Genomic DNA, 22,546 nt, shown 5'->3' on the forward strand with positions numbered 1-22,546 from the left:
TCGGGATGACTCGGCTGGACATGACGCGAAGCGTGGCCGCAAGAAGCGAAGCCTGCCTCGCGGCGAGGCTGCGGCGGCAGTGCGGATCCCGTGTTCTTGCCTGGGGCGATTCGCGTCCCGTTCCAGTCGTTCGCACCCGGGAACGGCGGCGCGCGAGTGCGGGCCTATGATCGGCACACCACGCTTCTGACGGATTCCCCTATGGTCATTCGAGCGATCGCGCTGCTGACGATGACGCTGTGCGTGCTGCACAGCGCCCGCGCCGACTGCTTTTCCGATGCAGCCTCCTATCAGCACGTGAACGAAACGATCTTGCGTGCGCTGGCATGGCAGGAGTCGCGCGACAACGTCAACGCGAAGCGCGTCAACACCAACGGGTCGATCGACTATGGCCTGATGCAGATCAACTCGATCCACTTGTCCGAGCTCTCGACCTACCACATCGATTCGCACACGTTGATGGACCCGTGCGCGAGCGTCTACATCGCCGCGTGGCACCTGCGGAAGATGATGCTCAAATACGGCAATACGTGGCGGGCGGTCGGCGCCTACCATTCGCAGACCCCCGCCGAGCGCGACCGTTACGCCGCGCAGGTACGGGCGATCGTGCAGCGGATGCAGCCTCGCTGAGGTGCGCGCGCGGAGCCTCCGGTGCCCAACGGGTGCCGCGTGCTTCAGCGATCACCGTCGGTGCAGGGCCGTCAGACGGAGATCCTGGCGGCCGTCAATGCAGCGGCGCCGGCTGCCATCTGCTCGGCGGTGGCCGCGATCCGGCCGGCGAACATCGATGCGTGCTGTTGACGTGCCTCGCGAGCCGCGCGATCAAGCAAGGTCATCGTGTCGGCGGACGGCCGCCCGGCGTGCCACGACAGTATCGCGTTCACCCGCAGCGCCTCCGGCCGCAGCCATTGCAGCCCCATGTCTTCGAGGTTCGCGATCATCTGTTCAAATCGTCGCATCAGCTTCGACGTGCCGGTTCGCGCCAGCGCGAGGTCCGCAAACTTTTCCAGCACGAGGAGGTCGATGATCGTCGCGTGTCCACGCTCGAGGTTGCACAACGCCTGATCGATCAGTTGATTCGCTTCGTCGCGGGTATCGTCGGCGGCGTGGATCCACGACAGGAAGCTGCGGCCCGCATGCCACCAGCCCTGGAGTCCGGCGCGTTGTGCGGTCGCGCATAACTGGCGCGCCCGATGCGCGGCGCGCGGGGCGTCGCCTTCAAGCAGCAATACGATGCACGCGAGGGCCTTGGTCCCGCAACGCGGCAGCGGGTCGGACGGCCGTTGCGTGTCTTGCAGCATGCGGTGCAACCACGGATGCGAGCGCTCGTTCGCGCCGGTGTGCCACAGCGAGAATGCGAGCGCACCGTGCGAGATCGTCTCGACGTAGTGCGGCTGGTGCGCGTCCGGCGAGGCGGTGTCGGCCGTGCTGGCGTCCGTGTCCGGTGCGTCGTCTTCCGGCGGAGTGAGCAGGGCGATCGCGTCGTCATGGCGGCCGTTCAGCGTCAGCAATGCGCCGCGCAGAAGAGCGAATCCGTCATGCGTCGATGAACCATCGCATTCCTGAGCAATTCGCGAACGAACGCGCGCCAGGAGATCGGGAGGATCGCCGTTGAAGCCGGCTTCGAGTGTGCGCAACAACAGGACCGACAACGCACGCAACCGGTTATCGTCATCGGCACAGGAGGTGGCCAGATCGTAGACGCGCCACCACGCGGCGATCGGATCGCCCGGCGGCCTCGATGGCGCCCCGTGCAGCAACGCCTGCGCCAGCACGAGATTCAACTCCATCTGGTCGCGGACCTTGAGGACGGCGCACTGTCCATTGCGGTCGAGCGTGCGCCGGATCCAGTGCAGCCGTTCGTCGACGAGCCGGGCGGCGATCCAGATTTGCGCCGAATGCTGCAGGAGCCGCGCGGCGATTTCGCACCGTCCGGATTCGATTGACCACCCGACCGCCCGCCGCACGTCAACGAGCGCAGTCGCGCGTGGCGGGCGCGCGTCGCCGGCGCCGTCATCGTCGCAGCAGCGGCATACCCATTCGGCCACGCGCTGCGCGTGCCGTTCAGAGGCCAATGCGGCATCGGGTCGATCGGCGAGTCTGGCGAGCGCGAACTGGCGTACCGCCGGAGGCACGCTCAGCTTGCGATCGCGCTCCACGGACGGGTAGGGCGGAGCGCCCCATGTGCATTCGATCAGCAGGCCGGCCTCGACCAGTCTTGACGCGTGCGCGCGCATTGCGTCGTCGCCGGCCGCCTGGCCGCTCGCATCGCCTGCGTCGCTCGTCGTGGCGACCGCGTATGCGTCGGCGAGGTCGAACGGGCTGGCGAACAGGCTGATGCAGCACAACGTATGCCGGGCGTCCGAATCGAGTGCGTAGTACGCGTGCGCGATCACCGACTGGACCAGTTCCGCGCGGCGCGGCACGACGTCGCCACTGCCATGGCGTTTCAACATTTTGCGGCGCCACGTCGCGTCCCAGTCCGCGAGTGCGTCGGCAGGCGTTGCGCCTCGCTTCAGCGCGCCAGCGATCTGATCGGCGGCCAGTTCGAGCGCGAGCGGCATGCCGCCCAGCGCACGGCAGATCGACTCCATGATGCCGAGCGCGGGAACGGACGATGCCGCATCGTTGGGGGCGCCACCTGCCTCGCGCATCGCAACGCCGTCGGATATGCCCGCCGGCAATGCGCCGCGCGCCTGCAACTGCAGGGAGAACAGCCGGCAGGCATCTGACGGCGCCGCATCCGGCGCGTCCCGCGCGGCGCAACGCAGCGGTGCGAGCGGCAGCAGATACTCGTCCGGGGTAAACAACGGGGCTTCGGCGCACACGATCATATGGGCCTGCGTGGCGGTGCGCAGCGCATCGAGGACGGTCGCGACTTCCGGCGCGAGATGATCGAAATTCTCGATGATGAGCACCGCTTGCCTGCCGCTCAGCCGCGCGATCAGACCGTCCAGCCCCGGCGCCTGATGCGGCGGCAGCCGGGTGAGTCGTGCCGCGATCGCATCGGCAACGCACTCGTGCAGCGTCAGATCGGCGAGGTCGACGACGATGACGCATTCGCGGAACAGCGCCGCGATGCGCTGCGCGGCTTCGTGGGCAAGCCTGCTCTTGCCGGTTCCGCGCGCGCCCATCAGCGTGACGAGCCGATGCTGCGGAATCCGCATCAACAGTTCGGAGAGTTCGGCGTCGCGTCCGATCAGCGGCATGCGCCATGCCGCATTGAAGTCGATCTCCGGGCCCTGGCACGTCGCATGGCGGTCGGCTTGCAGTCTTGAGCCTGTAGCCGGGGGCGCGTCCGACCTGCCGTCGGGGGCGACATGATCGTCGCCGGCCTCGTACCAATCGACGACGAGTCGATAGCCGCGGCGCGGCACCGTCTCGATCAGGTCGCGGTCGTCGCCGAGCGCGCGCCGGACTTGCGACACCACCGCCCGTACGCTATCGGCGTCGATCTGCGACGACGGCCACAGCTGTTGCTGCAGATGTTCGATCGACAGGATCTTGCCGCGCGCATCGAGCAGCGCGATCAGCAAGTCCATCGCGCGATCGTTGAGGGGCACGGCGCGCCCGTTCGCATACAGCGTACGCGACTCGCGCGCAAGCGCAGAGCGGCCGAACACCATGACTTGCTCCGCAGTGACGGAAGGCGCGTTGATTTCGTTCATGTCATGTGCGTGGTGTCAGGTAAAAGCGGAGGCCGTCCGCGGTCAGCGTCACGCAAAGCGTCTCGTTGATCCGCGGGTATCGCCTGTCGGTGCAACCGCGCACGTGTCGGGGCAAGAGATCCTTGCGCATCATGAACTCGCTATCGAATGACGGAAGCAGTCTGGTCAGGCACGCGGTGCTGGCCTGCAGCGCGGGAATTCACGATCAGATCGTAGCGGCGGCGCTCGCCGAGATCATGGCTTAATGCTGAATTGGTCTGAAAAAACATGTGGGACGCATGGGGGCGCAGCCGGTGGGACATCGCGCCCGCGCCTGCGGGCACGGTCCGCCGTGCTTCGCGGCGCGACGGATTCCGCGCAGGGAAACCGGTTCACCGATCAGGTGGCCCCGAGCCGGCGCGAGAAGGGCCGGCCACGACGCTCGTCGCGCTTCAGGTCTTTCAGGCGCGCAGCCAGATGAATTCTCCTGCCGCGATGCCTTCGAACATCTCGTCGCTCGACTCGATGATGTTGCTTTGCCAGTAACGTCCGTGTTCGGCGTAGTGCGACAACAGGTCGGCCACGGCCTGGCCGTCGAGGTCATCGCCGAACGGCACCCGTACGATCAGCACGATGCCGCCCGTATCGGTGTCCAGGCCGAGCTGAGCCTGGTCCTGCGCGTAGATCAGCAGGTTGGCTTCCAGCATCAGCCGGAAGACGATCAGCGTCCGGCCGGCGGTGACGGTACCGAACTGGAAATTGACGTAAAGCGCGCCGGGATCGGTTTCAAAATGATCGAGCCGCACGTCGAAACCTTCGACCTGGACAGAGCGGGTCTCCAGCACCTGATCGACATCGGGCAGGCCGACCGCGGCGCAGAGGTCGCTGATTAACGACGTATACAGGCCTGAGTTCATCGATATCGGCAGATTGTGGAGGGGCGCGGTCGTGCCAACGCGTGGCCCAAGCTGCGACAACGCGGAGCTGGCCGGCGCGCGAACGCCGGCCGTTCCGCATTGGTTACGAGGGCTTGGCCGCGTCCTTGATCTCGTTCGCGCCGCTCTTCAGCGCCGCGCCGATAGCGTCCATGAGGCTGGCCTCCGATTGCGCTTTCGCGATTTGGAGGCCTTCTTGCGCGTTTGCTGCGATCTGGGCGGTAATAGCGCCCGTGGTGGCGGCACCGTTCACCGCTGCACCAGCACTTTGAGCTGCGCCACCCATAATGCTGGTAGCGGTCATGCCATGACTGAGGCCTGTAGAGACATTCATCATCAACTCCTTTTGAAGTGTAGAAGGGACCATTCGAGAGATGCCGCTGTCGCGGCCTGCTACCTCTCCAAACGGCGCACTGCATACCATGACAGTCCGGAGTTCGGGTGTCATGGGGTTCCCGCAAATCGCGGAAATCGATGTTGCGCTACCTTGCCTGCGCCTGTTCGCGCAATTGAGCGATGACCCGGCTCGCGGCCATCATCCCCTGATAGATCTTCGAGCGGTTGCTGCGGTCGAGGTCGTTGCCGGCCGCGCCTTCGGCGACCGCTTGCGCGCTCTGTTGCAACGCTTGTTCGATGGCGATCAGGCGCTGACTGCCTGACGGATCGGCGAGCAAGTTCTGCAGATTGTTGAAATCCGCGGCATGGCGTTCGATTGCTTCGTACATGACACTTTCTCCTTGGGTTCAGTGCGGCCGTCGCGCCGCCACGCCGTCGTCCGAAGGCAATGGCACGGGGCTGGCCGCGACGGCGATCGACGATGCCGCGGTCGTCGTTGCAGGCGTCGCCGAGGCCGCAGCCGCTTCGGATGCTGGCGCCACTGCGTCCGGCGCGGCATAAATGTGCTTCACGCCGTCGGGCGTTTCCGCGTACTGCACGTCGCCTGACGACACCAGCGCGGTGAACGTGCCTTGCTGAGGCAGCGAGCCGGATGGGCTGGCGTCCGTCAGCGCGACGCGAATCTGCTGGACGTTCTTGTCGAAGTCGCCTCGCACCCGGTTGAGCGCGTTTTCGACCCGCTGCTTGTCCGCGACCGCTCCGGAGACGGTAAACACGCCCTGGCCGTCATAAGTCACCTGCACGCCATCCACGCCGATTGCATCGCGAATGCCGCGCGCGGTGTCGTCGGCCACCTGGTAGCGCCGTTCGATGACGCCGGGTTTCATGCGCTCGAACAGTTGCCGCGCGATGTAGTCTTCGCCCGACGAGCGCACCATCCCGGTCACCACCGCGCGGCCGGCACCGTTGCGGCCGGTGGTGCCGGTGGTGCCGGTGGTGCCAGTGGTGCCGTTCCGCACCGCGTGAAGCTCGGTCAGATGCGCATCGCTCAGCGCGCGATTGACCTGCTGTGCCAGCAGCAGATCCGGCGGCGTCTGTGCGGCGCGGCTGGTGCCGGTGGTCAGCGCGACGCTGACCGCGATCACCCCGACCGTGACCGCCGCACAGGTGGCGGTAATCCACGCGTAGCGCTGGCGTTTGATGCGTGCGGCGTCGCGCTCGGCGTCATCGGCGTCGCGCTTTGCGTCGGCCGGGCCGGTCAGCAGCGTCGACAGCAACGCGATATCGCTCGGCCATGCGCCGTCCGCCCAGCCGACGCAGATCACCGTGTCGTCGAACTGCATCGGCACGAAATCGACCATCCATACCTTGCCGGGGTCCGCGGTTGCGTCCTGCGTGTCCTGCAGGCCTGGCTCGGCGGCGCCATCGCCATCGCCGGCCGGCGACGCACCGGCTGCGGGTTCATCGACGCTGTCGGCCGGCGCTGCACCGGTCGCGGCTTCGTTGCCGCTGTCGGCCGGCGGCGTGGGCTGGTCGACGGAACTCGCGATATCCGCGGCATCCACCACGCCCGCAGTCGAGCCGTCCAGCCGCTCGCAGCTGACCGTGCCGTTGGGCTCGACGACCAGCAGCACGTCCGCGCCCTGCCAGTCGGTGAGCTGGACGTCAGCGTCATCGTCGGCGCCGATCCGATAGGCCCCGGCGTCCAGGTGGACTTGCGCGCCGGCGTGATGACCCGTGAGGATGCGTAGCAGTTTCATGGCTGGGCAGTGGTTCTACGGTGCGGTTTCTCGCACCTGAAGGGGCACGAGGCACCCGCTTGCTGTCGATGTGCCCACTGTAGCGACCGCAACCGGGCAAGCATGGTCGGGATGCGAAGCGCGCGGCAGGCAGGCGAAGCGTTCAGCGCTGCGCCGATGCTGTGCCGCCCGCTCCATCCGTCGGTGTGTCGGGCATGTCGCCGGCAGGGCTCGCGCCGGCTGCGAGCGATGCCAGCGTGCCGCGTGTGCGTCCCATACGCGACGCGAGCAGCGGCCGTTCGAGCATGAGCAGCTGCAGGCCGAGCAACAGGTTGAAATGCCTCGTGCGGGTCGACTCCGCCGGTGGGGGGGCGCCCGTGGCGTCGCGTTGTGCAGCCCGCTCGACCAGACGCGCGCGAAGGGTCTCGAAATCAGGCGCGGCGGGCGCGTCCAGCCCTGCACGCGCGAGCGTGACGTCGTGAGCGAGCTGGTAGAGCTGCGCGTCGAAGCCAGCGAAGCGCCGTCCGGCAGGCGTAGCGGCGAGTTTGTCGCGCAACGCGAGCAACGCGTCGCATGCCGCTTCGCCGATCGCGTGCCAGCGCGCCGCACCGGCTTCGTGAGCGACCGCGCCGGCGAGCCAGTCGGGCCACACCGTGTGGGCTGCCGCACTGTTGCCCGACAGCGGGAACACGCTTGCCGTGCCTGCCACGATGCGCCGGTCACCCTTGTCGCGCAGAGGGTCGCGCTCGCGACGCTGCTGTTGCTGACCTTGCTGCTGCTTTTGCCCGTCCTGCTGCGAGGATTGCTGGCCCCCGCCGCGATTGCCGCCGCGTCCACCGTCACGGCTGACGCGCAGCCCGGCGAGGCGGCCCGCGCCGGCGCGCTGTGCGGCCGCTTGCGAGCCGGCTTGCCGCAGCGACTGCGCGACCGCTTTGCGTGGCGCTGCAAAACGTGCCTGTTCGCCGGCCCGCGCCGGTCGTTTCTGCGCGAGCCGGGCGTGCAGGCTGCTCGCATGCTGCTTGTCCGCGAGTTTTTTCGCGGACGTCTGGCGCGAATAGGTGAAGGTCGTGCGCCCTCGATACAGCGAGGCCTGAGGGTTCGCACGACCTTCGTCGCGCACTTGCGAAGCGTGACTGCGCTCGACCTGCGCGAGCGAAGCGGGCTGCGCGGACGGCAGATTTCGCGTGACGGCGCTCATCGGCGCGCCGGCCGATGCCGGCCCGTGGCGAGGACGATCGCGCGAACGCTCATAGCGGCAGCGCGGTGCGCATCATCTGGTTGGCGAAGTGAAGCACGGCCGATGCCGCCAGCGGGGCCGCGATCGCGATCGCGATCACCACCGCCGTCAGCTTGACGCCGTGCGACAGCGTCTGGTCCTGCATCGACGTGATCGCCTGCAGGAACGACACCGCGAGCCCGACCACGGCAGCCACGATGACCACCGGCAATGAGCAGTAGAGGCACAGCAGCATGCCTTGTGCGGCAGCGCCGACCAGTGAATCGATATCCATTTGAAATCCGCATGCGTGTGCGGTCCGTGGCGGTTGCGGGTCACTGCCTGTATGTCATCACCAGGCCGTGAATCAGTGTCGACCAGCCGTCCATCGCGACGAACAGAAGCAGCTTGAACGGGATCGCGACGTTGGTCGGCTGCACCTGGTTCAGGCCCATCGCCAGCAGCACGTTCGCGATGATCAGGTCGACCACGATGAACGCGATGTACAGCAGGAAGCCGATCTTGAACGCATCGGTGAGTTCGCTCAGCGTAAACGACGGCGCCAGCACGAACAGATCGGTTTCCTTCAGCTGGCTCGCTTCCTCTTTCGGCCAGACGAGCGATGCGGAGCGCAGGAAGAAGCGCTTTTCGCGCTCGTGCGCATGACTTTCCAGGAACTTGCGAAACGGCTCGCGCGCCGCGCCGAATGCTTGCATGACCGATTGCGATGTCGATTCGCCGGCGCCGGGCGACGACTGCATATTGTGCGTGGCGGCGATCGCGATCGGTGCGAGCACGTAGGCGGACACCAGGATCGCAATGCCGTTGAGCACCATGTTCGGCGGCACTTGCTGGACACCGAGCGCATTGCGCAACAGGCCGAGCACGACCACGATCTTCATGTAGCAGGTCACGACCATCGCGACGAAGGGCACGATGCTGATCGCCAGAACGACGAGCAGCACGCCAGTGAGGTCACTGAACTGAACCATCGCCGTGCGCCATTTTGACGATGCGGATGCCCAGATGCTCGGCCACACTGATCAGTTCGCCGTAGCCGATGGTCTGGCCGTGCGCGACGAGCCTGATCTGCGCGTCGGCGACCGGCGTCTCCAGTTCGATCACGTAGCCCGCGCGCAGCGACGACAGTTGTGCGAGCGGCAGCGCGACGCTGTCGAGTTCGAACTGCACCGGCAGGTCCAGTTCGCCGATCTCGATCGCGTCGCCCTGGAGATCGCCCGCAAAAGGTGAGGTGCCGTCTTCCGGATACTGTAGTTCGTCGGTCATGATGGGAGTCTCGATGATGGTAAGCCGAGTGCCGTCGATCTCAGCGGCGACGGCGAGCCGGGTCAGTCCGGGCGTGCCCCATGCGGCAGCCACCCGGAACGGGTTGCCGAGACTCAGTGCGGTCTCGGTGCGGGATGGCATCGTGCGCAGCAGCACGTCGCCGGGCCTCAGCGCTTCCAGCTTGGCAATGGCGATGCCGCGCGCACCGATCGTGATGCGGCCCGGGATGCGCCAGGGCGGATGGCGCTCGGCCGATTGCGCGTGAAACGCGTTTTCGTCGTGCGCGGCATGCGGCTGCTCGGGCGCCGTCGAGCCGGCCTGCAGCGATGCGATGCGTCGTTCGAGCAGCGTGAGGATGGCCGGACTGGCATGCGCGCGCGCATCGTGACGGGATCCGCCGACCTCGACGGACAAGTTCACCATGAGCCGGTCGGCTGCAACGTCGGCGCTCGCGCCGGTCAGCCGGTGCACGTCGGCGACGCGCCACGTGCCGATTCCGGCCTCCAGCATGGTTTCGGTCACCGGCGCGAGCAGCGCCGTGGCGATTGACTGCCGCAACGAATGCGCGGCGCCCGCGTTCGCCGCGCCGGCCGAGGCCAGAATCTGCAGTGCCGGATAGCGCCGCAGATCGACATCGATCGAAAGGGTGCCCGCGACGTGCGTCAGTACGATCCGGCCCGGCTCGTCGAACGGCGCCGTCGCGTCGTCGGCGGCATCGGCGGCATCGGCGACGGGCCGCAACCGCCACGCGTCGATGCCGGCGAGACGGGCGGCAAGTGCGTCGACGCGCGCATCGAACAGCACCCGGCTGGCGTGCGCGGCGTCCTTCGTGATGCGCGGCAGGCGTGACGCGAGCGTTTCAACGGGCGGCGACGCCGGCTGTGCGCGGTCGGCCAGGCCGTCCGGGCCGGTGATGTCGCAATTGAGCGGTGCGGTTTCGTCCAGCGCGATGGCCATTGGAAGTCAGTCGAAGTCGGCGTTGAGGCGGCTGCCGCCGGCCAGCGAAAACCAGCGCTGCCCGGCATCCCGTCACCAGATCGTGATCTCCACCTGCCGCGATTCGCCCCAGGCGTCTAGCAGCATCGTGAGCTCGCGATCGAGCAGGTGACTATGCTGCAAGAGTAGCTGCTTGCTCGACGGATCCTGCGTGTCGAACCGAAGCTGCAGACAAAGAGGCGAAAGCATCAGGTACAGCGTGGTGTCGGGCAGCACCTTCTGGTCGAGCGGCAGGCGGACATCCCAGTTGCCCGACCGGGTGATCGCGCGGTTCGAGCAGAATGCGGCGATTTCGCGCGCGATGCGTGCCGTCAGTTCAACGAACCGATGCTGCTGCCGGTACACGGCGTCCACGATCGGCGTGCTGACCGAGCCGATCCGATCGGCGAGCGAATCGGCGGACGTGGTCGACCTGCGCGGGTCAGCCGGCAGGTCGTGTCCGGCCGTGTCGGACGGCGTGTCGGCATTCGAATCTTCCGTACCGTGTCCGTCGGGGAGCGTGCCGAAACCGGCCGGATTGGCGGCGTGCGGCGCCCGGCGGCGCAGCAGCGCCGCGTAGTCGAAGCGCCGGGCTCGCTGCGACCCGGCTTCGTCGGCCGTGCCGGGCGCGGGGGCGATGATGCGGGCGGGACGGTGGATTCTGGTCATCGCGGGCTTACAGCGTGACCCGGCCGACGGGTTCCAGATCGACGTGCGCGCCCAGCTCCTGATACGAATAGACCGCCAGCCAGCCGAGTCGCGATTCGATCATGCGTCGCACGTAGCGGCGGATATCCATCGACGTCACCAGCGCGATGCCCGTGCGTGGCGCCGGGCCGACGAACGACTCGATACTGTCGATCAGGAACTGCGTCTGGTCGGGCGGCAACGCCAGATAGTTGCCGGTCGGGGTTTGCTTGATGGCCTGGCGGATATGCTGCTCGACGGGCATGTCGAACAGCACGACCGGGAGCTGCTTCGCGCCGTTGGCGGCGCGGTGCGCCAGGAAGCGCGACAGGTCGCCGCGCACGTACTCCGTGAGCATCAGCATGTCCTTTTCCTTCGGCCCCCAGTTGATCAGGCTTTCCATGATGTTGCGGGCATTCCGGATCGGCACCTGTTCCTCGAGCAGCCGCCGCAGCACGTCGGCGATCCGTTGCGGCGGCATCACCTTCTGCACTTCGGCGACGAGCCCCGGGTAGTCGGCGCCGAGTTGCTCGAGGATGTACTGGACTTCCTGCACGCCGACGAAGAGCATCGCATGCTGCCGCAGCAACGCGATGGATGCGTGCGCGATCAGTTGTTCGGCTCGCCAGACGCGGCTCTTCGGCGGCACGGCCTTTTCGTCGATCCAGTAGGTTTGCGGACCGTCGGCGGTGATCGGCGTGCCGACGTCGCATTGCGCGATGATCGCGGTAGTGGACTCGCCGCCGGCGGCTGGCGCGGCATCCGGTTCCGGCGTGCGAGCGGCCGCCGAACCCAGATCGGGCAGTACGACCTTGCCGGGCGGCAGTTCGAGCAACAATTGCGGCACGTCGTGCATCAGGAATTCGCACGTCGACGGCGCCATCCGCTCCGAGACCCACATCGTGATGCCGGGGAATGGCAGGCCGAGCTCTTCCTGCAGCAGCGAGCGCTCGGTCTCGAATGCCTTGTCGAGCGCCAGCGGATTGATGCGCGCGACCAGGTCGGCCGAGATGCGCACCCCGAGCGGCGCCGCGAAGGCGGGCGCCTGCGGCAGGATCGCCGGAGAGCCGGACTTCGAGCCCGCACGCTGCATCGACTCGAGCGACCCGACATCGGGCCCGCTCTCCTGCGGGTTGCGCCGGCCAAGCTTGTAGGCGGCGAAGCCGAGTATGCCCGACAGCAGCAGGAACAGCGGCCAGGGGAAGCCCGGCACGGCCGCGAATGCGAGCAGCAACAGCGAAGCGAAGGCGAGCGCGCGGGTGCTGCCGACGAGCTGCTTGCCGATTTCGGCGCCGAGCGACAGAGGCTTTTCGTTGCGCTCGTCGGCGACCCGCGTGATCATGACGCCGGCCGCCACCGACAGCAGGAGCGACGGGATCTGCGACACCATCGCATCGCCGATCGAAAGGATCGAGAAGCGGTTGGCTGCTTCGCCGGCTGCCATGCCGTGATAGGCGACGCCCACCGCGAGGCCGGCCACGATATTGACGACGGTGATGATCAGGCCGGCCACCGCGTCTCCCTTGACGAACTTCATCGCGCCGTCCATGCCGCCGTGGAGCGCGCTTTCGAGCGCGAGCGTCGCGCGCTTGCGGCGCGCTTCCTCAGGCGTGAGGATGTTCGCGCGCAGGTCGGCGTCGATACTCATCTGCTTGCCGGGCAGCGCGTCGAGCGTGAAGCGCGCGCCGACTTCAGCGACCCGCTCGGAACCTTTCGCGATCACGACGAACTGCACCACCGTGATGATCATGAACACGACGATGCCGACGACCAGATTTCCCCCGACCACCAGCTTGCCGAAGCTGTCGATGATGTCGCCTGCTTCCGCATGAAGCAGGATCGACTTGGTCGACGCAATGTTCAGCGACAGGCGGTACAGCGTCGTGAACAGCAGCAGCGTCGGAAACGCGGACAGCGACACGATGCTCGGAACGTACAGCGTAATCATCAGCAGCGTGACGCTGATCGCGAGGTTGAAGCTCACCAGGATGTCGATCAGCAGCGTCGGCAGCGGCAGGATCATCAGCGAAATCATCGCGATGATCAGCATGAGCAATGCGATTTCGCCGGCCGCCGGCAGCTTGAATGTCTTCAGCATCATGATCCTCGGTAAGGTGCCTGGCGCACGTCAGTGCGTATTGGGCGACGCACTGGCATCGCGTGCGCCGGTGCCGAGCGAATCGACCCAACGCAGGATTGCCGCAATCGTTTCGAACAGCTCCTCGGGAATCGGTGCGCCGAGTTCCACCTTGTAGAGCGCGCGCGCAACCGGCGGATTCCCGACGATCGGTACGTTGGCCGCCTGGGCCTCGCGGCGCAGGCGTGCGGCCTCTTCGTCGTAGCCTTTCGCGATGATCACGGGGAGCGGGTTTTCGTCGGGCGCGTAGCGCACCGCGACCGCGTAGTGCGTGGGGTTGACCAGCATCACGTTCGCCGCGCTGACTTTCGGACGCGGCGCGCTGGTCGCGAGCTCGCGCGCGATCCGGCGGCGCTCGCCCTTGATCACGGGATCGCCCTCGTCCTGCTTGTGTTCGCGCTTGATTTCGTCCTTGCTCATCTTCTTGCCGCGAATGAACAGCCACTTCTGCAGCTGCGCGTCCGCGGCGCCCAGCACGATGAACGCCAGCGCGGCGATGCCGAACAGCTTCAGCGCGATGTCCGCGAACAGCCGCGACAATTGCGGGAGCTGCTGGTACAGCGAGCCGACCACCATCGGCATCAGGTTCCTGATGGTCAACCACATCACGGTCGAAACGATCAGGCCTTTCACGAGCATCTTTCCAAGATCGATCAGCGCGCGCAAGGAGAAGATCTTCTTGATGCCTGCCATCGGGCTGACCGCGCTCAACTTGAACGCGACGGGCTTCATCGACACCTGGAAGCCGATCTGCGGCACCAGCGCCACGATCGCGGCGATGATCGCGGCGGCGACGGGAACGATCACGGCACCGGCGAGCCGCGTGCCGATCTGCTGCAGCGCGAGCGCCAGTGCGACCATGTCGTGTTCGCCCGAAACGAAGTGCAACGCGGTATTCAACGAGGCACGCGTTGCGTCGACGATCATGTCGCCGCATGCCAGCAGCACGATGACGCCCGCCGCGAGCAGCACGCCGTCCACCAGGTCGGTGCTCTTCGAAACCTCGCCGTTCCGGCGCGCTTCGCGTAGTTTTTTGTCGGTGGGCTGTTCGGTCTTTTCGTCGCTCATTGCCGGGTCGAATCAATTGGGCGGGCGCCTCGTCGGTTAGGGGCCGCTTGGGGTCCCCATGCGACCGCGAGGCAATGGGTAGGGTCCAGGACGCACCGCTTCGCGCCGACGTAGCCCTGTTCGATCATAGGTGCGCCGCATGCCGCTGTCCGCGCCGGTCCGAAGTGCGGACAGCGGGAGCGAAGCGAGCCGGTGCCGAACCGCGCCGGCCGGAGGAGGGGCAGCGATGCCGGCGCCGCATGATCTGATCGGGACCGACAGGGCCGAATCGGCCCGACGGGCGGCGCTTCCGGGTAGCGCTTCGTTTGCACGCGGAAGACTTCGCACCGGGCGGACGCCGTGCCGATGCGGGTTGTTAAGGTTGCATCCGTCGTCAGTGGCGGCATGCATGGCCGGGTGCGCCGGGACTCCCGTCGGGACCCGCGGCGCGGCCGGCGTGCGGCGTGCACCCCACATCCACGGAGATCCAACGTCATGCTCCCGAGTCAATCCACGCAGTCTTCAACCAGCGCGCATCCGGACTACCTGCAATGCAGTCATGAAGTCGTGTGCGGCATGATCGAGGCGGCATCCGCGGCCTTGTTCGCCCATTTCCCGCAGGCGGCCGGCGATACGCTGGACGTCGAACTGCTGCTGGATGCGCTACGCGTGCTCCGTCCGAAAGTGTCGGAGATCGGCATGCTCGACGGCTTGCTGCATATCGTGCACGGCCGCTGGGATGATGCCGCGCATGCGCTGCGCGCCGTCATCGACATGGTGCCGGATTTCACCTATGCGAAAGCGTTGATGGCGTACTGCCTCGCGTCCAAAGGCGACCCCGGCTGGCGTCGGTGGGCGAGCGATGCAGTTGAATCGGCCCCGAACGGCGAGACCCTCGCACTGGTGCGGGCACTCGAGGCGCGCGAGGATCTGCATGCCGCGATGCGCGACTATCGAGGCGGCGAGTTCGTGATTCCGCAGACGTGCCAGTCGCTCGTCGACGAAGCGCGCGCGGCGGAACAGTCGCAGCCTGCTGCGTCCGGTTCGCTGCCGGTGCCGGATCCCCAGTTCGGCTACCTGCGCGCATGATCCGGCGCGCCGAAACGGTCGGCGCCTGAACGGCGCCGGCTTCCACATACACACGCAATCCCGGGTAAGGAGGCAGCGATGAGCGCTTCGGTAGGCGGCGAACTGATTGGCGCGGCGATGTCCGGCCTGACGCAAGGCGGCGACCAGGCCGGCGCAAGTGCCGGTGCGGCGGAGAAATTCCAGGCACTGATGGAACAGCCGCACCTGAGCCCGCCGGGCGTTCACGCGGTGGACGGAGAAGGCACCATGCTCTCGAACATGGTGGCGACACACGATGCCGCGGCGCAGCAGGCTATGGACGACGTCAACGGACTCTCGCAGCGGGCTGGCGAGATGGACCCGATGCAAATGATCGCGGAATCCAGTCGCGTCGCGATGGAGATGGTTCAGGTGCAGTTCGACTTCCAGGCGAAGATGAGCGTTGTAACCTCGTCGCGGTCGTCGGCGGAAACCTTGATGAAGAATCAATGACCATGGAACGTCGTTCACCGAGGAACGCCCGCGCGCGGCGCCGCGCCGGTCTCGCGCTGCTGCTGGCCGGCTGCGCGTTGCTGGCGTCGTGCAAGAAGGACCTGTATGCGAATCTCAGCGAGCAGGACGTCAACGAGATGGCCGTGGCCCTGCTCGAACGCGGCGTCAGCGCGGAGAAGGTCACGCCCGACGGCGGCAAGACGTATGCGCTGCAGGTCGAGAACAACGACATGGTGCGCGCGATGCAGATTCTCCGCGTTCAGGGCCTGCCGCGCAGCAGGTTCGACGACCTGGGCAACCTGTTCAAGAAAGACGGCCTGGTGTCGACGCCGACCGAAGAGCGCGTGCGCTTCATTTACGGCTTGTCGCAGGAGCTGTCCGGCACGCTGTCGCATCTCGATGGCGTGATGTACGCACGCGTGCAGATCGTGTTGCCGAACAACGACCCGCTGGCGCAGCAGGCGAAGCCGTCGTCGGCGGCCGTGTTCATCAAGTATCGGCCGGAATTCGATATCAGCGCACTGGCGCCACAGATCAAGAACCTGGTCGTGCACAGCGTCGAAGGTCTTTCGTACGACCAAGTGAGCGTGACCGCGGTCGCTGCCGAGCCGGCGGAGATCGCGGTGGCCGCGCCGGCGCAATCGTACCCGATGCGCTGGCTGGCGGTCGGTATCGTGGCGCTGCTGGTGGTGCTCTCGTGTGTGGCCGTCGGCTGGCGGCGCACGTTGCAGCAGCGTTTCAGGCCGACCGCCGACGTATTGAGCGGCGGTCTTGCGGCGTTGCGCCGCAAGCGCGGCACCTCTGTCTGAGCGCACGATGCTGCGTAACGCGCGTCGCGGGCCGGGCCCTGATGTGCTGACCGGGAGCCGCCCATGCATGGCGTGACCGATTCGCCGTTTCGCCGGGCCGCGGCTGTACTGGCCGCCTGGCAGCGCAATGCGACGAGCGTCCTGCAGTGGGCGCATCCGTCATGGCTGGCAAGCGCGCTCGCGATCGGCGAGGCCGACGCGCTTGCGCTGACGCGCGCGACGGTCGAGCGGTCTGGCGCCGGCGCGCCAGCGGATACGATGCCGGCCACCGGCGAGGGCGCCGTCGACAGCGCACGGGGCTCGCGCGCGCACCTGGACGTCTGTTCATTGGCGTTGCTGCGCAGCGTGGGGCTTGCCTGGCCTGAACTCGATGCGCTTGCCCGTCCCGGCGCGATGCGGCTCGACGTGTTGCCGCCCGAACTCGGTTTGTGCGTACTGCGCATTCGCGCGTTGCGTTTCAGGCGCGGCGAGATACGCCGCATCGTCGACAAGCGCACGCGGACGAACGTCGTGCAATGGGCCGGCGTTCCGGTCGATGTCCTGACGCGGGAGATGCCGAACGAACGCGCGGCGGTGCCGGATATCGGCCAGATGTCGGCACGCGTGCCGATCCCGCCGATCGCCGCGCTGGATGGCGACACGCTGGCGCTCGAAGGCCTCGCGCTGCTCCAGCGCGACCTGCGCAGCGCGGTTTCCCCGTGTCCGCTGCTGCGGCTCGCGTTGCCGCGCGCCGCGGCCGGCGGCCGCGACGGAACATCGATGGCGGCACGCGGGGCCGGCGAGTCTCGCATGAACGGGCACTGGGTCGAGCAGGTGCCCGCCGAGGTCGACCAGCACGGCACCGATGCGGTGTTCGCGCAGCTTCCAAACTTGTTTCCGGAGTGGGCATGGTTATTTGGCTAAGCAATCCAAGGCAGGCCGGCCACGAGGAGGCCGGCGCGCATGCCCGGCTCGGTGTGGACGGCGATATTCTGCCGCGCGAGACGTTCGGCGCGCTGGTCGACGTGGCGAGGGTCCATGAGCAGGCCGAGCGCGAGGCCGATGCCGCGCTGGCCGCCGCGCGCGAGGAAGCCTTGCGGATCATCGCCGCCGGCCGCGAGGAGGCGGACGCGGTGCTCGACGACGCACGCCGCGAATACGCGGCCGCCGCGGCGCGCGGTTATGACGAAGGCATGGCGCAAGGCCTCGCCGATTGGCTCGCGAGCGTCGCGCGAGCGGGCGGCGAAGCGCGCGCGGCCGACGACCAGATGCGCGGCCGGATGGCCGAGATCGTGGCCGTCGCGGTCGAGCAGATCGTGCGTAGCGAAGGGGCGGATGCGCTGTTCGAGCGGGCGCTCGCCACGGTCGACCGGATCGTCGAAGGATCGACCTACTTGCGCGTCGCGGTTCATCCGGACGATCTGGGCGACGCGCAAGCGGCATTCGACGGTCTCGCGGACCGGTGGCGCGAACTCGGCCGCCCGTTGCCGATGACCGTGGTGGCGGACAAGCGGCTCGAGCGCGGCAGTTGCGTATGCGAATCGGATCTCGGCCTGATCGATGCGAGCGTATCGACCCAGTTGCGGACCATGCGCGCGGCCATTGCACGCGCGCTGAAACTCTCGGTTCAGAATGGCGACCGCTCCGACGCCGCATTTGCGATGCAGGCAGCGGATGATGCGGTCCAGGCAGACCCGGCAGCGGAAGAGGGCGTTTCGTGAACGATATCGATCCGATCTCCGCGCAGGCGAGTGCGCCGGACGATTCGACCACGGACGTCGAGCCGGGCGCCGCATCCGGCGAACACGAGCGCCATTCCCGGGTCACCCGTTTCGGCAGCCTGACCGACGCGATCGAAAGGGAGCTGCTCGGCAGCGTACGGGTGCAGCGCAGCGGCAAGGTCATCGAGGTGATCGGCACGCTGATCAAGGTCGGCGGACTCGACCTGCATCTCGGGGAACTGTGCGAGTTGCGCGCGGCGGACGGCACGCTGCTCCAGCACGGCGAGGTGATCGGCTTCACGCGCGACTACGCGCTGGTGTCGCCGTTCGCGCAGCTCGGCCAGGTGTCGCGCTCGACGCAGGTGATCGGACTCGGGCGGCCGCTGGCCGTGAAAGTGGGCGACCGGCTGCTCGGGCGCGTCATCGACTCTCTTGGCGAGCCGATCGACGGCCTGGGTCCGCTCGACATCGACGACACGCACACGCGACCGATTTTCGCGGACCCGCCCAGTCCGATGACTCGCCGCATGATCGACAGCGCGATGCCGACCGGCGTTCGCGTGATCGACGCGTTGACGACCTTCGCCGAAGGCCAGCGCATCGGCATCTTCGCGCCGGCCGGCGTCGGCAAGAGCACATTGCTGGGCATGCTCGCGCGCGGCGCGCAAAGCGACATCAACGTGATCGCGCTGATCGGCGAGCGGGGGCGCGAGGTGCGCGAGTTCGTCGAACTGATCATGGGTCCCGATGGCATGGCCCGGTCGGTGGTGGTTTGCGCGACATCGGACCGCTCATCGATCGAGCGCGCGAAGGCGGCCTACGTCGCCACCGCCGTCGCCGAGCATTTTCGCGATCAGGGCAAGCGTGTGCTGCTGATGATGGACTCGTTGACGCGGTTCGCGCGCGCCGGCCGGGAGATCGGGCTGGCGGCCGGCGAGCCGCCCGCGCGGCGCGGGTTCCCGCCTTCGATCTTCGCCGAATTGCCGCGCCTGCTCGAACGCGCGGGGATGGGGGAGAAAGGTTCGATCACGGCGCTGTACACGGTGCTCGCGGAAGACGAGTCCGGCGGCGACCCGATCGCCGAGGAAGTGCGCGGCGTGCTCGATGGTCACCTGATACTGTCGCGCGATATCGCCGCGAAGAACCGATATCCCGCGATCGACGTGCTCGGGAGCCTGTCGCGCGTGATGCCGCAAGTCGTCAGCCGGGAGTACCTCGCCGCATCGACGCGCTTGCGCGAACTGATGGCCCAGCATCGCGACGTCGAAATGCTGTTGCAGGTCGGCGAATACAAGGCGGGCTCGAATCCGCTCGCCGACGAAGCCATTGCCAAGATCGACGCGATCAACGCGTTCCTCTCGCAGCCGACCGATCACTATGCGGATCCCGCCGATACCACCGAAATGCTGGCGCAGATCACGGAAATGCCCACCGGAGGCGCACGCCGATGAGCGCATCGACCAGTACGACGGGCCGCCGGATCAAGGCGCTCAAGCGTGCCAGCGACCGTCGGGAGCGCATGGAGACGGAGCTGCGTGCCGCACTCGACGCACGGCGGCGCGAGCGGGTGGAGTTGCAGGCGCATGTCGACGAAGCGACGGCTCGCGTGGCGGAACTCGACGCGATTGCCGTGCATCACCGCGGGCGCATCGCGGGCTTGATGACTGGCGAGGAACCGTTTTCGATCACCGTCTTCGACGGTTGCCGGCGCTATCTCGAGGTGGTCGATGCGCAATTAAGGGACGCACGGATGGAACTCGACGCACGCCGCGACGCGGTCGCGGCCAAGGATGAAGAGATCGCTGCCGCGCGGCGTGCGATCGCGCAGAACCGCGGCCGTATCGATGTCTGCCGTGAGCGCACGAAGCAGCTCGAACAGGCGCTCGACCAGGTCGCGCTCGACGCCGAGGATGAAGCGGCGGAAGAACTGGCGCTCGCGCGCCGCACACTCGCATGAACGAACAGTTTCTGCTGATCGGCACGCGCCTGGTTCAGGACCTGATGGTGCTCGGCGTGTGCTCGATCCGGCTCTACGTGATCATGACGCTGTTTCCGCCGACCGCCGACGGCATCTTGCAGGGACCGTTGCGCAACGGCGTTGCGCTGACGTTCAGCCTGTTTATCGCAATCGCGCAGCCGGCCGGCTTCGGCCAGTCGCTCACCGGCGCCACACTGATGGCCACCGGGCTGCGCGAGTCACTGATCGGCATGGTGCTGGGTTTTGCCGCGTCCACCGTCTTCTGGGTCGCGCAAAGCGCCGGCACCTACCTCGATAACCTGACCGGCTACAACAACGCGCAGATCACGAACCCGTTGCGCTCCGAGCAATCGACGCCGTCGGGTACGCTCCTCAGCCAGCTGGCGATCGTGGCGTTCTGGTCGCTGGGAGGCATGGAGTTTCTGCTCCAGGCGCTGTACGAGTCGTATCGCTGGTGGCCGGTGGCGTCGTCGAAACCGATCGATACGAATTTCCTCGAGACATTCGTGCTTCACCAGTCCGATACGCTGGTGCAGATGATCGCCAAACTCGCCGCGCCACTGGTGTTCGTGATGGTGCTGATCGACCTGGGCATCAATCTGGCATCCAAGTCGGCGCAAAAGCTCGAGCTCGGTGCGCTGAGCCAGCCCATCAAGGGCGCGGTTGCCGTGCTGATGCTCGCGTTGTTTGCCGGCATCTTCGTCAACGAAGTACGGGACCAGCTCGATCTGCGATTGCTCGCGCGGCAGATGAGTGTGCTCGCGCGATCTCACGGTGCGCCGGCCCCCTGACTCGATCGTGTCGCGTTCCGGAGTTCGGGGGCGGGATGTGCCGCCGAAGCGATGCATCATTGCGCCCGCGCGGCGTGAGAATTTCAACAGTTCTCAAATCGGGCCGCCGCGTTAGGTTTGTTGAAATTGTCAATCGGATATCCCCATTAAATTGATTCCGTAGGGTCGCGCGACGAAGAGATGACGCGCATATGTGGAATATGGATCAATATGGAGTCCGATATGTTTTCGAGCCTGTACTTTCCGCTTGTTTCGGCACTTACATGCGACGCTGCGCCCAGCGGGTATCTCGAGATGCTCCGCAACGGCCGGATGAGCGACGCACTTTCGCGCGCGAACCGGTGTGCCGAGCAGTGCGATCATGGTGACGATGCGTCGGGCTGCATGCAGATGCAGGCCGACTTGCAGATGATGCTCGGCATGGACGTCGATGCGGAAGATTCGTACCGGGAGGCCCAGAAACTGATCCGGTCGACGCACCGGGACGTACGGCTGGCATCGTGCCGCAATGCCGGCTGGCAGGCGTTCTTCCGCCACCGCTTCGGCACGGCGATTTCATGTTTCATGCGTATCGTCGACGATGCGGGCATCGGCCATCGCCACGCGATGGAAGGGCGTTTCGGCGCAATGAGCGTTCTGTTCGAGCTGGGGCAACTGGATCAGGCGGCCGATTTGCTCGACGAGTTCGAGGCGATCGTCGATTCAGCCTCGGCGCCCGGACCGGGCGAGTTGCCGGAGCGCTCCGTATGGCGCGAATTGTTCGATACGTTGCGCTACGACGTGGTTGTCCAGCACGAACTGCGCAGCACCGCGCAACTGGCCGACCACGTGTACTGGCAATCCGGACTGGCGGCCGGAGCGGCGTCGCGGCTGCTGGGCGACACCCGCGTCGCACCGGCGGCCGCGCAGGTCCGCTCACCGCTGCTGCGCGCGCGGATCGACTATCTGGACAGCCTCCGTCGGCTCGCGGCAGGCCAGCGCGAGGCCGCCGACGCGTCGGTCCTGCATCTGAACTGGGCCGTCGCGAACAACCTCCATGCGTATCAATATGCCGTGCGCCTCGAAATCGCGCTCGCCGGACTGGCCGGCGGCGCGCCTCATCTCGCGGAAGCGATGCTGGCGCCGCTCGGCGCCGAGCGGCGCGCGATGCAGGGTTACCGGCAACCGGAATACCTGTACTGCGTCGCGAAAACGCGCGCCGCGCAGGGGCGCGACCAGGAGGCGGCGCAGTTCTACAGTCGCTATGCGCTTGCCGCAATGCGATGTCTGCGCGAAGCGTCCGGGGAACTGGCGCCGTTCGTGCATCGCGCGCGGCGCCTGCCCGAGCAGCTCGACGACGTCGGCGCGCGTCTGCCGGCGAAATACCGGCGCGCGTATCGATATCTGATGGAAAACCTCGAGCGCAGCGATCTGTCGGTGCGGGAGGTGGCCGCCGAAATCGGCGTGACCGAGCGTGCGTTGCAGAGTGCGTTCAAGAACTGTCTCGGTTCGACACCGACCGAGATCATTCGCCAGAAACGCATGGAGCGGATTCGCGCCGAACTGCAGCGCGAAGGCGTGCACGGCGAGCCGAGCCTGCTGGGCGTGGCGACCCGGTGGGGCGTCCAGAATCGCTCGACGCTCGTCAAAGGCTACCGGCGGCAATTCAACGAGGCGCCGTCCGACACGCTGAAGCGCTGATTCCGTTCCCCTTCTTCAATCG

22 protein-coding genes are annotated in these 22,546 nt (G+C 66.9%); 10 read left to right on the top strand and 12 right to left on the bottom strand.

The genetic code is table 11. The annotated features are described in order from the left end of the window. The first annotated feature begins 201 nt into the window (after positions 1–201). Entirely contained in the window at positions 202–630 is a 429-nt protein-coding gene (locus tag U5A56_RS30780; RefSeq protein WP_321926309.1) for a lytic transglycosylase domain-containing protein, read from the top strand. A 71-nt stretch (positions 631–701) separates the two neighbouring features. Here the strand turns inward: U5A56_RS30780 and U5A56_RS30785 are convergent, their stop codons facing one another. The 12 genes from U5A56_RS30785 to sctU all read right to left on the bottom strand — a co-directional run bounded on the left by U5A56_RS30785 (position 702) and on the right by sctU (position 14,027). Further along, positions 702–3,668, bottom strand: coding sequence for a winged helix-turn-helix domain-containing protein (locus U5A56_RS30785; RefSeq protein WP_321926236.1), 2,967 nt, complete (start codon positions 3,666–3,668; stop codon positions 702–704). 440 nt (positions 3,669–4,108) lie between these two features. After that, the gene (locus tag U5A56_RS30790) at positions 4,109–4,564 is read right to left on the bottom strand and encodes a CesT family type III secretion system chaperone (protein WP_257773432.1); all 456 of its coding nucleotides are present in this window, start codon (positions 4,562–4,564) and stop codon (positions 4,109–4,111) included. 103 nt (positions 4,565–4,667) lie between these two features. After that, a complete protein-coding gene (locus U5A56_RS30795; protein ID WP_257773431.1) occupies positions 4,668–5,030 on the bottom strand; it encodes a hypothetical protein in 363 nt (120 codons plus the stop codon). Positions 5,031–5,064: 34 nt separating this feature from the next. Continuing rightward, positions 5,065–5,307, bottom strand: coding sequence for a type III secretion protein (locus U5A56_RS30800; RefSeq protein WP_257773430.1), 243 nt, complete (start codon positions 5,305–5,307; stop codon positions 5,065–5,067). Between the two features lie 18 nt (positions 5,308–5,325). Then, entirely contained in the window at positions 5,326–6,678 is a 1,353-nt protein-coding gene (locus U5A56_RS30805; protein WP_321926240.1) for a secretion protein, read from the bottom strand. A 142-nt stretch (positions 6,679–6,820) separates the two neighbouring features. Continuing rightward, the gene (locus tag U5A56_RS30810) at positions 6,821–7,855 is read right to left on the bottom strand and encodes a hypothetical protein (RefSeq protein WP_321926242.1); all 1,035 of its coding nucleotides are present in this window, start codon (positions 7,853–7,855) and stop codon (positions 6,821–6,823) included. Positions 7,856–7,904: 49 nt separating this feature from the next. Beyond that, entirely contained in the window at positions 7,905–8,168 is a 264-nt protein-coding gene (sctS, locus tag U5A56_RS30815; protein ID WP_257773427.1) for a type III secretion system export apparatus subunit SctS, read from the bottom strand. 40 nt (positions 8,169–8,208) lie between these two features. Continuing rightward, positions 8,209–8,865 carry a type III secretion system export apparatus subunit SctR gene (gene sctR, locus U5A56_RS30820; RefSeq protein WP_257773426.1) on the bottom strand — a complete coding sequence of 219 codons (657 nt, stop codon included), beginning with the start codon at positions 8,863–8,865 and terminating at the stop codon, positions 8,209–8,211. Continuing rightward, entirely contained in the window at positions 8,849–9,964 is a 1,116-nt protein-coding gene (gene sctQ, locus U5A56_RS30825; protein WP_321926244.1) for a type III secretion system cytoplasmic ring protein SctQ, read from the bottom strand. Before sctQ ends, sctR begins: the two co-directional genes overlap by 17 nt. A gap of 225 nt (positions 9,965–10,189) precedes the next feature. Continuing rightward, positions 10,190–10,804, bottom strand: coding sequence for a type III secretion system protein SctP (gene sctP / locus U5A56_RS30830; RefSeq protein ID WP_257773423.1), 615 nt, complete (start codon positions 10,802–10,804; stop codon positions 10,190–10,192). 7 nt (positions 10,805–10,811) lie between these two features. Next, positions 10,812–12,923 (bottom strand): type III secretion system export apparatus subunit SctV, encoded by a 2,112-nt coding sequence (sctV, locus tag U5A56_RS30835; protein ID WP_257773422.1) that lies wholly within the window; start codon positions 12,921–12,923, stop codon positions 10,812–10,814. A 27-nt stretch (positions 12,924–12,950) separates the two neighbouring features. Further along, positions 12,951–14,027: a type III secretion system export apparatus subunit SctU gene (gene sctU / locus U5A56_RS30840; protein WP_321926247.1), complete on the bottom strand. Its 1,077-nt coding sequence runs from the start codon at positions 14,025–14,027 to the stop codon at positions 12,951–12,953. A gap of 474 nt (positions 14,028–14,501) precedes the next feature. Here sctU and U5A56_RS30845 point away from each other — a divergent pair, with 474 nt between their 5' ends. From U5A56_RS30845 to U5A56_RS30885, 9 genes are all read left to right on the top strand, one after another. Next, positions 14,502–15,095 carry an HrpB1 family type III secretion system apparatus protein gene (locus U5A56_RS30845; protein ID WP_321926249.1) on the top strand — a complete coding sequence of 198 codons (594 nt, stop codon included), beginning with the start codon at positions 14,502–14,504 and terminating at the stop codon, positions 15,093–15,095. Between the two features lie 78 nt (positions 15,096–15,173). Beyond that, the gene (locus U5A56_RS30850) at positions 15,174–15,566 is read left to right on the top strand and encodes a type III secretion protein HrpB2 (protein ID WP_257773419.1); all 393 of its coding nucleotides are present in this window, start codon (positions 15,174–15,176) and stop codon (positions 15,564–15,566) included. A gap of 2 nt (positions 15,567–15,568) precedes the next feature. Continuing rightward, positions 15,569–16,375 (top strand): type III secretion system inner membrane ring lipoprotein SctJ, encoded by an 807-nt coding sequence (gene sctJ, locus U5A56_RS30855; protein ID WP_321926251.1) that lies wholly within the window; start codon positions 15,569–15,571, stop codon positions 16,373–16,375. A gap of 63 nt (positions 16,376–16,438) precedes the next feature. Further along, on the top strand, positions 16,439–17,278 hold the full coding sequence (locus tag U5A56_RS30860; RefSeq protein ID WP_321926253.1) for a type III secretion protein HrpB4: 840 nt from the start codon (positions 16,439–16,441) through the stop codon (positions 17,276–17,278). After that, positions 17,263–18,075, top strand: coding sequence for a type III secretion system stator protein SctL (gene sctL / locus U5A56_RS30865; RefSeq protein WP_257773416.1), 813 nt, complete (start codon positions 17,263–17,265; stop codon positions 18,073–18,075). Before U5A56_RS30860 ends, sctL begins: the two co-directional genes overlap by 16 nt. Further along, on the top strand, positions 18,072–19,526 hold the full coding sequence (gene sctN, locus U5A56_RS30870) for a type III secretion system ATPase SctN (protein ID WP_321926255.1): 1,455 nt from the start codon (positions 18,072–18,074) through the stop codon (positions 19,524–19,526). The genes sctL and sctN overlap by 4 nt, the downstream gene beginning before the upstream one ends. Continuing rightward, positions 19,523–20,032: a type III secretion protein gene (locus tag U5A56_RS30875; RefSeq protein WP_321926257.1), complete on the top strand. Its 510-nt coding sequence runs from the start codon at positions 19,523–19,525 to the stop codon at positions 20,030–20,032. Before sctN ends, U5A56_RS30875 begins: the two co-directional genes overlap by 4 nt. Positions 20,033–20,076: 44 nt before the next feature. Next, a complete protein-coding gene (gene sctT / locus U5A56_RS30880) occupies positions 20,077–20,844 on the top strand; it encodes a type III secretion system export apparatus subunit SctT (RefSeq protein WP_257773413.1) in 768 nt (255 codons plus the stop codon). 312 nt (positions 20,845–21,156) lie between these two features. Next, entirely contained in the window at positions 21,157–22,524 is a 1,368-nt protein-coding gene (locus tag U5A56_RS30885) for a helix-turn-helix transcriptional regulator (protein ID WP_321926259.1), read from the top strand. Positions 22,525–22,546: the final 22 nt, after the last annotated feature.

Source organism: Burkholderia sp. BCC1998 (genome assembly GCF_905339875.1).
GTDB lineage: Bacteria > Pseudomonadota > Gammaproteobacteria > Burkholderiales > Burkholderiaceae > Burkholderia.